The sequence below is a fragment of the Desulfatibacillum alkenivorans DSM 16219 genome, from assembly GCF_900142135.1.
GTDB classification, from domain to species: domain Bacteria; phylum Desulfobacterota; class Desulfobacteria; order Desulfobacterales; family Desulfatibacillaceae; genus Desulfatibacillum; species Desulfatibacillum alkenivorans.
The window spans coordinates 115386-128022 of the sequence record NZ_FQZU01000015.1; the positions used below are offsets into that span (position 1 = coordinate 115386).

Genomic DNA, 12637 nt, shown 5'->3' on the forward strand with positions numbered 1-12637 from the left:
CCAGGCAAAAAAAAATGCCTGGGCCGCCCTAGTAAGGAAAGTCCTGCAATCTCTATCCAACCTATTATTTTTATGGATAAAACGTAGGTTGGGTAGAGCCATGAAAAGGAGTGTTGTCAGAACAAAATGCATTGAGCCCAAACGCATCATAAGGTCTTCATCGCCGCTGCGAAACCCAACAAAAAGGGCGGCTGCGGTGAAGGATTTCGTGGACATGGACTGCTTTCAGGAGGGCCGCAAATTTTCCTTGCCATAAAGCCGATAAGTGTGATATGTATAGCGGTTAACAAGGCCGGGCGTTGGTTTTGGTTGATAAATTCCCCGGCCGCAGGGAATTCTTGAGTACGACGCCGTCCGGATTGCCCCGGGCGGTTTTTTTTGTCGCTTGCGACGGAAGAGAAACATCTACATGGATTTTAGAATATTAGGGCTCTCGGACGAACTGGTCAGAGCCGTGGAAAGCCTGGGCTTTGAAAAACCCACCCCCATCCAGGAAAAAGCCATTCCTTATCTGATCGAAGGGGAAAGGGATTTTGTGGGCCTGGCCCAGACGGGCACCGGAAAAACCGGCGCCTACGGCCTGCCCCTGATCCAGAGCATCGACCTGGCAATCTCCAGGCCCCAGGCCATTGTCATTTGCCCCACCCGGGAGCTTTGCCTGCAGATCGCCGGAGACCTGCGGAATTTCGCCAAGTACATGGAAGACGTCCGCGTGGCGGCCGTTTACGGAGGCGCGGACATCGTCAAGCAGATCCGCACCGTAAAGGGCGGCGCCCAGATTATTGCGGCCACCCCCGGCCGGCTTCTGGACCTGATCAACCGCAAGGCCATCAAGCCGGGCCATGTCACCCGGGTTGTCCTGGACGAAGCGGACGAAATGCTCAACATGGGCTTTCAGGAAGACATCAACGCCATTTTATCGGCCTTGCCCGAGGAGAGGCGCACCTGGCTGTTTTCCGCCACCATGCCCAAGGGCGTGGCGGCCATTGCGGCCAATTACCAGACCAATCCCGTGGAGGTCTCCATGGGCGCCCGCAATCAGGCGTCCCCGGACATCTCCCACATCTGTTACATGATTCACGCCAAGAACCGCTACGCGGCCCTCAAGCGCATCCTGGACTACTGCCCGGACATGTTCGGCCTGGTGTTCTGCCGCACCCGCAAGGACACCCAGGAAATCGCCGAAGCCCTCATGGCGGACGGCTACAACGCCGACGCCCTGCACGGGGATTTGTCCCAGCCCCAGCGGGATCAGGTTATGGGCCGGTTCCGCCGCAAGGCGGTCCAGGTGCTGGCCGCCACGGACGTGGCCGCCCGGGGCCTGGACGTGGACGACATCAGCCACGTGATTCACTACGTTCTGCCCGACGATCCCGAGGCATACACCCATCGCAGCGGCAGGACCGCCAGGGCGGGGAAGCAGGGAAAATCCATCGCCCTCATCACTCCCAAGGAGAAATACCGCCTCAGGGACCTGGAGCGCCGGGGCAAGTTTTCCTTCCAACTGGACTCCCTGCCCCAGGGCCGGGACATCTGCCAAAAGCAGGTGGCCGGGCTGGCCGGGAATATCGCCTCGGTCTCGGTGCGGGAAAACGACATCGCCGAATACATGCCCGACATCCTGGAAGCCTTTGAAGGCCTGAGCCGGGAGGAAATCATCCAGAAGGCCGTGTCCACGGAATTCAACAGGCTCCTGGATTATTACCGGAACGCCGGCGACATCAACGCCAAGCCCAGGGAAAAAGTAAAGGGCCAGGCCGGCGCCAAGTTTTCCCGGGAAAAAGTCGCCGGGAAAGGCCGTCACGGCAAGGGCCCGAAAAAAGACAGGCTCAAGGGCCGGAAGACCCAGCGCTTTTTCATCAATAGGGGCCGTTTGGACAAGGTCAACGAAGGCGCCATCGTCCGCCTGGTCTGCGAGAATTCCGGCATCAAGTCCCGCAGCATCGGACAGATCGACCTGAACCGGGAATTTTCCTTTTTTGAAGTGGAAAAAAGCCTGGCCCCCAGAGTGCTGCGCGGCCTGGAAAACGCCACCCTGGACGGCAAAGCCTTTCAGGTGCGGGCGGCGGACAAGCAAAAGCCCGGCGACAAAAGCCGTAAAAAGGCGGCCTGAACGGAACGGAGCCGTGAGAAAGCAAAGAAGTAACGCATGCTTTGCCACGGCTTCGAAGTTTAGGCCCGGTTTTTGCTGCCATTTAGGTCACGCCGAAAAAGGCGGGAAAGAACTATCATGAGCGTCCCTTTGCGTAAGGACATCAAGCCCGGCATGGAGGCCGACATCGTGCTGAAGCAGGACCAGCGGTCGGGCAAGCTGACCCGGGGCGAGGTAAAGGATCTCTTGACCAAATCCCCCTCCCATCCCCATGGAATCAAGGTGCGTTTGACAAACGGGCTGGTGGGGCGGGTGAAAAAGGTGTATAGCGTCGCCGAATAAGGCCGCAGCCGAGTCAGCGAAAATGAGGCTTATGGCCGCTGGTTTGGACGGACCGGAAAGGGCGTTATGGCGAACCCGTTTAAACATTTTTTGGGATTGTTTGAAAAATCCGGCCAGGATCAGAGCGAATCAGGAGACGATGATTCCGTGAAACCTTGGACAATGATGGAAACCTCCCAGACGCCGGCTGACGGCGGCGCCGTCAGTTTGCACCGCCGGGGAAAGGAGTATTCCATCCGCATAGACGGACAGGAGCTCATGAACAGCCGCAGGCACGGCTCCGAAGAGGAACTGGCCCGGCTGGCCTGCCGGGCCGTGGCCGACAGGGCCGGCTGCCGCGTTCTCATCGGCGGCCTGGGCATGGGCTATACTTTGGCAGCCGCCCTCAAGCATCTGGACGCTACAGGAACCGCCGTGGTCGCCGAGCTGATCCCGGCCGTGGTTCGCTGGAACCAGAATTATATAGGGCATCTGGCCGACAAGCCTCTGGAGGACGAGCGGGCCGCCGTCATTCAGGGCGACGTGGCCCAGACCATCCAAAAAAGCAGGCAGGCTTTTGACGCCATTCTCCTGGATGTGGATAACGGTCCCGAAGGCCTGACCCAAAAGGAAAACGACCGCCTGTATCAGCCCGAAGGCCTGGAGGAAGCCCGCAAGGCCCTCCGCCCCGGAGGCGTGCTGGCCGTCTGGTCCGCGGCCAAGGACTCCAGGTTCACCAAAAGGCTCAAGGCCGCCGGATTTCAGGTGGAGATCCATAAGGTTCGGGCTCATCTGGGCAAGGGCTCCCGCCACTTCATCTGGATCGCTAAAAAGAAATAGTTGTGGAATCTCCCAATTTCCCCTATTTTGAACGCCATGAAAAAGAAAATCCTCTTTGCATTTCTGTGCGTCCTTGCTTTGGCCCTGATCGCCGGACTGGTTCTGCGGCGATCCGCCATGAAGCAGGCTGCGGAATTTGACGAAAAAACCTGGGCCGAACTGAACGAGTCCATCGATCCCCACACCCTCTACCTTCCGAACCTTGAAGACGGCCGATTTTTCGCCCCCTGGAACCGGTACCAGGAAAAACGCTTCCGGGACGTCATGGGCTGGCGGCTTTCCCCCAAAGAAAAATTCACGGAGGAAGAGGAATCCTTTCTGCCCCAGGTTCTGCCCAATCCTATGGAGCGCATCAAGGCGCAACAGGGCGACTTCATTATGTGGATCGGCCACAATACCTTTTTAATCCGCATAGACGGCGTATACTGGATCACCGATCCCATGTTCAGCAAGCGGGCCTTGCTGCCGCCCCGCCGGACTCCCCCGGGAATCTCCCTGGAAGACTTGAAAAACGTCGCCCCCAAGGTGCGGGTGATCATTTCCCACAATCATTACGACCACCTGGATACCGCCAGCGTCAAGGCCTTGCCCGAAGACGCTTTGGTTTACGTTCCCCTGGGCCTCAAAGAAACCGTGGAAGGCATGAACAAAACCAATGTGCACGAAATGGACTGGTGGGACGAGACAGCGGCGCCGGACGGATTCCGGCTGGTCTGCCTGCCGGCCCAGCACTGGTCCATTCGCGCGGGCATGGGCCGCAACGCCTCCTTGTGGGCCAGCTTCATGCTGATCAAGGGGGACACGGTCGTCTATCTGGGCGGGGACAGCGGATATTTTCCCGGATACAAGGAATACGGCAAGGTCTTCCCGGACATCGACTACGCCCTGATCCCCACCACGGCCTACCATCCCCGATGGTTCATGCATTACCAGCACATGAATATCTCGGAAGCCCTCCAGGCCTTTGACGAGTTGCACGCCCGATTCTTCATCCCCACCCAATGGGGAACCTTTCGCCTGAGCGACGAGCCCCCGGGATTTCCGGCCCTGGACCTGAAACGCCAAATCGCAAATCAAGGCCGCGACGCCTCCCGGTTCATCATCCCGGATATAGGACAGGTCATTCCAATAAAGGATGATTAAAACAAAAAAGATTTCGCGGGGGACGGCCTTAAAACTTTAAAAATGGGAGTGGGCAGCCCCGGCAGAGCAGTATCCTGCCAGGGTGCGTGAGCATATGAAGTGTGGCCTGTTCGCCAATGGAAGCCGCAAACTTCAAATGATCCCATGCTTTTGCCGCCGCAGGAATCTCGTTCCCATGCTGTGCGTGGGAATGCATATTATAAATATTAGAAATTACAAATCCAAATCTGCGGCTTGCCGCTTCATCCATAGGGTGGTCTTTTCGCCGGTTTGGACGGCTGTTTGCAGCAGCCTGGTCTCCAGGGTGTTTCCCGTGGGGAAAAATTCCGGCAACACCGCCAGTTGCACTTTGGCCTGCTTACGCTCCTGAAGCCGGTCGGCGTACATGTCCAGGTTGGCTTCCACCTGATAATGACGAATTTTCGGCTGTATCAATCCGATTTTGAATTTCATGACAAGCCTCGGACAGCTTTCCTTTTATGCAAAATACGACGGTATTATTTTCTTTCCGGCGTTTCTCCCACCTGGTTAAGCGCCAGCTTAAGCAGCACCGGGCCGGCGATCTGGTTGACGGCGATCAAGGCCAGGACCACCGGCAACAGATACCCGCCGATTTCCGGAAATTGGGCCTGGGCGAGTCCCGCAAGGCCCACGGCCACGCCCGCCTGGGAGACGAATGCCATAAAAGCCCGCTTTCGGTGGAGCGGGGGGCTTTTGGTTATCAGGCCGGAGAGATTGGTGGCCATCCAAATTCCGCCCGCCCGCATGAAGCCAATGGCCAGGGCCAGGGGCCATGTGGAGGCCAGGGCGTTCAGATCCAGGGAGGCGCCTGTCAGGCAGAAGAACAACAGGTAGACGGGCAGGGAGAATCGCTCCAGGGTGTCCACAAATATGCGTCCGTAATCGGAAAAATTGGCCACCACAAAGCCGGCGGCCATACAGATGAGCAAGGGCTCCATATGCACGGAGGCGTTGTAGTTTTCGTGGATGTACCAGCTTAAAAAGGCCGAGACCCTGGCCACGCCGAAAGCCGCCAGAAGCAGGACCAGGGGCAGGTCGTGTCCCGCCTTTTTGATGTAATAGGCCAGGCCCCATCCCAACAAGGCGCCCAACAGCACGGAAATCAGCAACTCGCCCCCCAGGACCGCAAAGACCATGGGATCGGCGCCCTGGGACATCAAAAGGGCCCTTGCCCCCGCCATGGCGATGGTAAACAGCACGATCACAATCACGTCAATGGCAACGGTCACGCCCAGGGCGGTTTCCGTAAAAGGCCCTTTAGCCTTGGCTTCGGCGATGATGGCGATGACGGAGGACGGCGAGATGGCCACGGCCAGCACGCCCAGAAGCAAGCCCATGGCGAGGACTTCCCGCGGGCTGAGCTGGGCCGTAAAGGAGAACATGGGGCCGGTGAGGCTCACCAGCGCGGCGACGGAGCAAAATACGATCAGGGCGATGAAAAGCACGGTCAGGCCGATATGCGCAAACCGTTTGGACAGCTCCTTCAATTCCAGGCTTCCCCCGGCGGTGAGGGCGATGAAACTCAGGGCCAGGTCGTCCACCAGCCGCAGGTCCATTATTCGTTCGTGGGTGAAAATCCCCAAGGCATGAGGGCCGATAAGTATGCCGGCGAAGATGTACCCCGTGATTCGGGGGAGCTTCATTACCTGGAAAAGGATCGCGCCCACGTAGCCCGCCAGCATGAGGAATCCCAGGGAGAAATTCATGGAGCCCGACGCCTGCCAGCTTTCCTCCGGGTTGTACGTTACGTACCATAATCCCAGAATGGCCATGATTCCTATGGCCAGGGAAATGGGCAGCCACCGGGGCTTGACATTGAGTTGGGGATTAGGATTCATTCACGGCCTCCCCCTTGTAACACCAATTGGATAAAAGCCGGACCTAACAGCTCGTTCAGCACAACCCCCACAAGAATAGTGCTGACCACGGGGACTGCGTAAGACTGGGGGAAGCTCATGGAGAAATCCAGCAAAATGGCCATGGCCATGCCGCCGTGATCCAAAAGCCCCAGGCCCAGGTCCGACGGGGCGCCTTTTAATGAGGGGATGCCATGGGCCACGGCGACTCCGCCGGCGATTTTCGCCAGAATGCGCCAGGCAAAATACATGAGCCCGCCGAAGAAGTATAAAAAGGAATCCATGTGCCAGACCGATCCCAGGAAGATCAGCAGCACCAGATAGGCCGGCTTTTCCAGGGCGGCGATCATGCCGTAAAGCCTTTCCTTTTCCCGGGTGATGTTCACCAGCAGCAGGCCCGTGGCGAAGTTCACCACCAGGGGGGAAAGGTCCAGCATGGAAGCCACGCCGCTGCCCAGGATGACGCCTCCCATGAGCACCACGGTCAGTTCCTCCTGGCTGCGTCTGCGGTTTAAGAACAGCAAAAACAGCAGGGTCTGGCAGGCGATGCATGCAACGGCCTTCAACGCCAGCCAGCCAAAATGCATGTGGGCCGCGGAATCCGGCCTCAGGAGATAAGCCGCGGAAAACACCCCCAGGGCCAGGGCGCCGTCCGCACTGGACATGACTTGGATCAGGTTGACCAAAGCCCGGTTTCGGGGCGCCCGGGCTAAAGGGGAAAGGGCCAGGTTGACCTGGGCCGTATTGCAGGCGGCCGCGGCAATGGCCACGCCGGACAGAACATAGGCTGCGTCGGGCAGGTCCAGCACCCGGGGCAATACCAGCCATGCCCCCAGCATCATCAAAAGGGCGGTCAGGCCGCAGGCGACCGCCGCTGCGCCCAGATGGCTGTTGGGCGCCCGCCGCAGTTTGGGGATTTCAAACTGGAACCCGGAGAGCAGCCCAACCCAGCCCAGGACCAGGGCGCACAGGGGCGCCAGCCCTTTTTGCGACTCCGCATCCAGGATATTGAGAAAGCCGGGCCCGATCAGAAACCCGAAAAAAAGGTACTCTATTCCCGTTAAATAAAAATTTTGGGCCAGGACAGGCGCCTTCAAACTTTTGAAACTTCGGCGGTATCCTGCAAAGGCCAGGATCAAAATTAACAGGAAAACAAAGGTCGTTTTCATACTTTTATTCTAACCCATAGAGTCGTTAAGGCCAATAAAATTCAAAGTTTAACACTGTTGCACATCCATTTTTTGTTTGCAACCATGTTGAAATGTGTTAATGCCCATTTCGGAAGAAACCGTGTCGTATGAGGTTGCACAATTGGATTCAGGAACTCCATTTTTCTGGGGGGGAGAACCTGGATTTTTTTTGCGCCCGAAAATCGGCGGGCTTTTTGCATAGAGAGCGGTCTCCAAGAAGGCGATGGGGGACAAGGAAGGCGCCCCGTCCATGCATATCCCTGGGGGGAGGACGGACGCCTTAAATGTAATTCCTGGAGGAGAACTTTTTAAATGGCGGATAACCAACCAACTTTTTATGACGACGTGGAGAAGTGTGCAGACGACATTATTCGGATGATGAATAAAAGAGTGAACTTTGCCATGCCCCTGGCATTGGGAAAATCCTATCATCTGGCCAACGAACTTTACCGGCGGGCCAAGGAAGACCCGGAAATCCAACTGACCTATGTCACGGCCCTGGCCCTGGAAAAACCCACCTGGTCCAGCGACCTGGAAAAACGCCTGGTGGAGCCCATGCGGGACAGGATCTGGAAAGGGGTGCCGGATTTTGATTATGTGCTGGACATGAGAAAGAACGCCCTGCCCAAAAACGTTACGGTTACGGAATTCTTTTTCAAGGCCGGCAGCTACAACAATGTGCCCATGGCTCAGCAAAACCACAGCAGTTCCAATTACACCCACGCCATACGCGACATCACCAACTGCTTCGACACCCTGGTGGCCTGCCAGTGCGTCTGCAAAGGCGAAATCGACGGCGAGACGGTTTACAGCAATTCCTGCAACTCGGACCTGGCCTACGAAATCTACCCCTCCAAGCTGGAGGCGGAGCGCACAGGCAAAAAAGTGATTTATATCGGCCATGTCAACGACACGCTCCCTTTCATGTACGGCGACGCGGTGGAGCCGGAACATCACTTTGACATGATCCTGGACAGCCCCAAATATTGTTTTCCCTTGTTTTCCGCGCCCAAGGCCCCCGTCTTTACAAAAGACTACATGATCGGCCTCCATGTGAGCAGCCTGATCAAGGACGGCGGCACCCTGCAGATCGGCATCGGAACCCTGGGCGACGCCATCGCCAGCGGCCTGCTCATGCGGCATCACAATAACGACGATTACAACCGGCTTCTGGATGACCTGGGGATCAACAACCGCTACAGCCGGCTGATTGATAAAATCGGCGGCCGCGGCGCGTTCGCCCAGGGCCTTTACGGCGCCACGGAAATGCTGGTGGACGTGTTTATTGAATTATACACCGGCGGCATCATCAAGAGAAACGTCTACCACAACATCCCGTTAATGAGAATGATTAACGACGGCGCTCTGCAGGAGGAGCTCACCCCCGAGTCCGTCAAGGAGCTTTTGTTGCAGGACGAGCATTTCCCGATCCTCAAGGAGCAGGATTTTATATCCCTCCAAAACTACGGCGTTTTTAAGGATGATCTCAGATACGAGGACTACCACCTGGTGAACGGCGCCGGCAAGTTTTCCGTGGATTTTCGAAATTCCGCCAACCTGGAAGCCGTGCTGGAAAACTGCCTGGGCGACAGGCTGAAAAACGGCGTGGTCCTGACCGGCGGCTTTTTTATCGGCCCCAACGGATTTTACGACTTCCTCCGGGACATGAGCGACGAAGAACGGAAAAAATTCGAAATGACCGGCGTGAAGGTGGTCAACCAGCTTTACGGGAACGAGGTCCTGCGCAGCCTGGAGCGCAAGGACGCCCGTTTCGTCAACGCGGGCATGAAAATCTCCCTCATGGGCAACGTGGCTTCCGACGCCTTGAGAAACGGCACGGTCATCAGCGGAGTGGGCGGGCAGTACAATTTCGTGTCCATGGCCCACGCCCTGCCCGACGCAAGGCTCATCATGATGCTCCGCAGCACCAAGGAAACGCCCAAGGAAGTCAAATCCAATATTTTGTTCAACTACGGCTACACCACCATCCCCCGCCACTTGCGGGACATTGTGGTCACCGAATACGGCATAGCCGACCTTCGGAGCAAACCGGATTGGGTGGTGATGACCGAACTCATCAAAGTCGCCGATTCCCGCTTCCAGGACGAGTTGCTGGACGAAGCCAAAAAAGCCGGGAAAGTGCCCACGGATTATGAAATTCCTTACGAATACCGCAATAACTATCCCGATCAACTGGAAAAAAAGCTGGCGCCCTTCAAGGCCAAGGGTTACTTCAAACCCTTCCCCTTCGGCAAGGAATTCACGGACGAAGAAGTGGCCCTGGGCGCCTCCCTGCGTAAGTTCAAGGGCGGCATGACGGCCAATAAATTCAAGGCCTCCAAGGCGCTCATCAAGGATCTCAAGGCGCCCGTTCCTCCGGAGGCGGCGCCATACCTCAAACGCATGAACCTGGACGCCCCCAAAGGCGTTAAGGAAAAGCTCATGCAAAAGCTGGTGGTGCACGCCCTGTCCAAGGCCGGGTACGTGAAGCTGCAATAGCCGCCGCTGAAATTTTTTTTGCCGAAACTCCGCGGAGACGAGCCTGCGCGCGGAAAATAGGCAACAAAGCATCCAAGCCCCGTTCCGGCCTTGCCGGAACGGGGCTTTTTATCTTCGGGGCAGACCTGCGCCAAGATTCTCCGCACCAATTCCCGCGCCTCCCCAGGCCGTTTTACTTTTCCCCATTCCTTTGGCGGATCTTTACAAAAAGGCGCCGCCGGCGGTTCGTTTGTGGCATGCATTTTGCTCGTTTAAACCTGAACATTTGATTTTCGGCTACGCTTCAGCAAGGAGAATGGAAATGTTCGAAAAAATGAAAGTAAAAACGCAGTTAATGTGTGGTTTTGGCCTTGTTTTAATCTGCCTTGTGGCGGTGATCGTCGTTTCGACCAACGGCTTTAAAAAAACCGCCGGAAGCTTCGCTAATTTATTGACGAACGAAGGCGGCATAAAAGTAGCGACCATAAAGGCCGGCGCAGGCATGTTGGAATGCCAGAGTAATGAAAAGGATTTCATGTTGTACAAGGATCCTGTCTATGTGGAGCAATTCGGTCAAAGCGCGGCTGCATTTGAAAAGATGCTGGGTGAAACAATAACCCTGGCCAGGGAGGCGGGCCACGAGGATATCGCGCGCGCGGCCGGGAACGTCATTAACAAAGAGCAGGAATATGTTAGGGCGTTCCATGCCTTGGTGGATGCGGAAAAGCGAAAGGGCCTGGACCATGCATCGGGGCTGCAGGGGGCTTTCAGGGAGCAGGCGCAGATTCTCCAGAACGCCATGGGCAAGCATGCCATAGACGACCTTCGGGAATCTTACCTGAACCTTCGCCGCCATGAAAAGGACTACCATCGCACTCAGGCCGACCGCGACAAAACAACGTGGGATGAAGCCATTGCCAAATATGAAGGCCTCCTGGGGAAAAGCACGGGTGATGCGGAGTCCGTCAAGGCCCAATTGGAGGCGTTGGATTTGTATAAAAAGTACCGGGCCAGATACTTTAAAACCCTGGAGGATTACGGCCCCGGCCTCATGCTTGACTCCTCTTATGAATCCCTGAACAGAAGGCCGGTCCGCGATATGGAGGAAGCCATTGCTTCGACATACGTGCCGCGGTCGGAAGCCTTGATTCTGTCCGTGAGAAAGGCTGAGAAGGATTATTTGCTTCGAGGGGAGGACAAGTATGTAGATGAAGTGCATCAGGGCATGGAGGCGTTGGTGGGAGCCCTGGAAAGCTCCGAGGTCGCCCCGGAAGAGGTGGATCGCCTGAAAGCGGTCATCAACCAATACCTTACAGCCTTTGACGAGTTGGCTGCTGAGGACAAAAACGCGGCCTCACTGTCCAAGGCCATGAAGGACAGCGTTAATGCCATCACTCCTTTGCTGAAAGCCATGGATACACAGGTGGATGAAACCATAGCCAAGGTTACCAATGACACTGCGGCATTTGCAAGCCGGCAAGGCAAAATTGGGATTGGCGTGGGGGTTTTCGCCGTGTTGGCGGGGATTCTCGCCGCTGTCCTTATTACGGCTTCCATCCGCCGGCCCATCGCCAGGACGGTTCAGTTCGCCCAAGCCATAAGGGACGGGGATTTGTCCAAACGCATGCGCTTGAGCATGGATAATGAAGTGGGGCAGCTTTCCGACGCCTTGGACGCCATGGCGGACAGCATCGAGGCCAGCCAGGCGGAAATCCAAAAGAACTTGTCCGAGTTGCAGGAAGTTGTGCACAATGTAACCCAGGTGGCGCATCAAGTGACAAGCGGCGCCAACCAGGTCGCGGACGCCAGCCAGTCTTTGTCTCAAGGAGCGACCGAGCAGGCCTCATCCCTTGAGGAGATTTCCGCATCCATGAATGAAATCCATTCCCAGACCCGGACGAATGCCGAAAACGCGGAACAGGCCAGCCAGCTTGCAAGCTCCGCCAGGGATTCCGGGCAGCAGGGAAGCGAACAGGTGCAGGCGCTGGAGTCCGCCATGGCGGACATCGAAAGAGCCAGCGGGGACATTTCCCGCATTATCAAGACCATCGACGACATTGCCTTTCAAACAAACCTCCTTGCCTTGAATGCGGCCGTTGAAGCCGCCAGAGCCGGCGCCCACGGAAAAGGATTCGCCGTGGTTGCTCAGGAAGTGCGGGCTTTGGCCGCCCGCAGCGCCAAAGCGGCTGAAGAAACTTCCGTCCTTATTGAAGGGTCCGGAGCGAAAATTTCCCATGGAAACGACGTGGCCCAGCAGACAGTGAGCGTTCTCACGGAGATTATTCAGGACGTTGGCAAAGTGTCTGACTTGGTGGATGAAATCGCCGCTTCCTCCAACGAACAGGCCCAAGGCATATCTCAAATTAACCAGGGCCTTACCCAAATTGACTCCGTAACCCAGCAAAATACCGCCAACGCCGAGGAAACCGCGGCTGCGGCCCAGGAGCTTTCGTCCCAGGCCGGCTCCTTAAGAGAGATTCTTGATAATTTTCTCAATAGTAGACAGTCCGCCAATGTGTATGAAGAGCAGCCTGCAGAGGCCTTGCCGGCCCCGGATGAGCCCGTTCAGGCGCCGGCCCTTACCTGGGGGGACTGACCTTTGAGTGACTTATGGGGTCAAATCTACGTTTGACGTTTGAGGATATTTGACAGGTTGGGCAAGCCCTCCGAAAGGGGCCTGAAAAAGGGCAGCATCC

General features: G+C 56.7%; 9 protein-coding genes. 6 read left to right on the top strand and 3 right to left on the bottom strand.

All coding sequences use genetic code 11. The annotated features are described in order from the left end of the window. Positions 1–409: 409 nt before the first annotated feature. From BUE18_RS13560 to BUE18_RS13575, 4 genes are all read left to right on the top strand, one after another. Complete coding sequence (locus tag BUE18_RS13560; protein ID WP_073476559.1) at positions 410–2113, top strand: DEAD/DEAH box helicase; 1704 nt, start codon at positions 410–412, stop codon at positions 2111–2113. 117 nt (positions 2114–2230) lie between these two features. After that, on the top strand, positions 2231–2434 hold the full coding sequence (locus tag BUE18_RS13565; RefSeq protein WP_012609288.1) for a YwbE family protein: 204 nt from the start codon (positions 2231–2233) through the stop codon (positions 2432–2434). 147 nt (positions 2435–2581) lie between these two features. Beyond that, on the top strand, positions 2582–3253 hold the full coding sequence (locus tag BUE18_RS13570) for a spermine/spermidine synthase domain-containing protein (RefSeq protein ID WP_073476578.1): 672 nt from the start codon (positions 2582–2584) through the stop codon (positions 3251–3253). Between the two features lie 36 nt (positions 3254–3289). After that, entirely contained in the window at positions 3290–4396 is a 1107-nt protein-coding gene (locus BUE18_RS13575) for an MBL fold metallo-hydrolase (protein WP_244549322.1), read from the top strand. A gap of 213 nt (positions 4397–4609) precedes the next feature. Here BUE18_RS13575 and BUE18_RS13580 read toward each other — a convergent pair whose 3' ends face one another. Genes BUE18_RS13580 through BUE18_RS13590 form a run of 3 tightly spaced genes read right to left on the bottom strand, consistent with a single transcriptional unit; the run spans position 4610 to position 7442 of the window. Next, the gene (locus BUE18_RS13580) at positions 4610–4849 is read right to left on the bottom strand and encodes a nitrilase-related carbon-nitrogen hydrolase (protein ID WP_073476561.1); all 240 of its coding nucleotides are present in this window, start codon (positions 4847–4849) and stop codon (positions 4610–4612) included. A 44-nt stretch (positions 4850–4893) separates the two neighbouring features. Next, the gene (locus BUE18_RS13585; RefSeq protein WP_073476563.1) at positions 4894–6255 is read right to left on the bottom strand and encodes a cation:proton antiporter; all 1362 of its coding nucleotides are present in this window, start codon (positions 6253–6255) and stop codon (positions 4894–4896) included. Then, entirely contained in the window at positions 6252–7442 is a 1191-nt protein-coding gene (locus BUE18_RS13590) for a cation:proton antiporter (protein WP_073476565.1), read from the bottom strand. The genes BUE18_RS13585 and BUE18_RS13590 overlap by 4 nt, the downstream gene beginning before the upstream one ends. A 333-nt stretch (positions 7443–7775) precedes the next feature. On the opposite strand from BUE18_RS13590, the gene BUE18_RS13600 reads away from it, so the two are divergent. Both BUE18_RS13600 and BUE18_RS28485 read left to right on the top strand, forming a co-directional pair. Continuing rightward, complete coding sequence (locus BUE18_RS13600) at positions 7776–9962, top strand: acetyl-CoA hydrolase/transferase C-terminal domain-containing protein (RefSeq protein WP_073476568.1); 2187 nt, start codon at positions 7776–7778, stop codon at positions 9960–9962. A gap of 301 nt (positions 9963–10263) precedes the next feature. After that, on the top strand, positions 10264–12537 hold the full coding sequence (locus BUE18_RS28485; protein WP_073476570.1) for a methyl-accepting chemotaxis protein: 2274 nt from the start codon (positions 10264–10266) through the stop codon (positions 12535–12537). Positions 12538–12637: the final 100 nt, after the last annotated feature.

Bases quoted from the DNA above. Each gene is read 5' to 3' on its own strand.
- BUE18_RS13560 (WP_073476559.1), top strand. From the start codon at position 410: ATGGATTTTAGAATATTAGGGCTCTCGGACGAACTGGTCAGAGCCGTG.
- BUE18_RS13565 (WP_012609288.1), top strand. From the start codon at position 2,231: ATGAGCGTCCCTTTGCGTAAGGACATCAAGCCCGGCATGGAGGCCGAC.
- BUE18_RS13575 (WP_244549322.1), top strand. From the start codon at position 3,290: ATGAAAAAGAAAATCCTCTTTGCATTTCTGTGCGTCCTTGCTTTGGCC.
- BUE18_RS13580 (WP_073476561.1), bottom strand. From the start codon at position 4,849: ATGAAATTCAAAATCGGATTGATACAGCCGAAAATTCGTCATTATCAG.
- BUE18_RS13585 (WP_073476563.1), bottom strand. From the start codon at position 6,255: ATGAATCCTAATCCCCAACTCAATGTCAAGCCCCGGTGGCTGCCCATT.
- BUE18_RS13590 (WP_073476565.1), bottom strand. From the start codon at position 7,442: ATGAAAACGACCTTTGTTTTCCTGTTAATTTTGATCCTGGCCTTTGCA.
- BUE18_RS13600 (WP_073476568.1), top strand. From the start codon at position 7,776: ATGGCGGATAACCAACCAACTTTTTATGACGACGTGGAGAAGTGTGCA.
- BUE18_RS28485 (WP_073476570.1), top strand. From the start codon at position 10,264: ATGTTCGAAAAAATGAAAGTAAAAACGCAGTTAATGTGTGGTTTTGGC.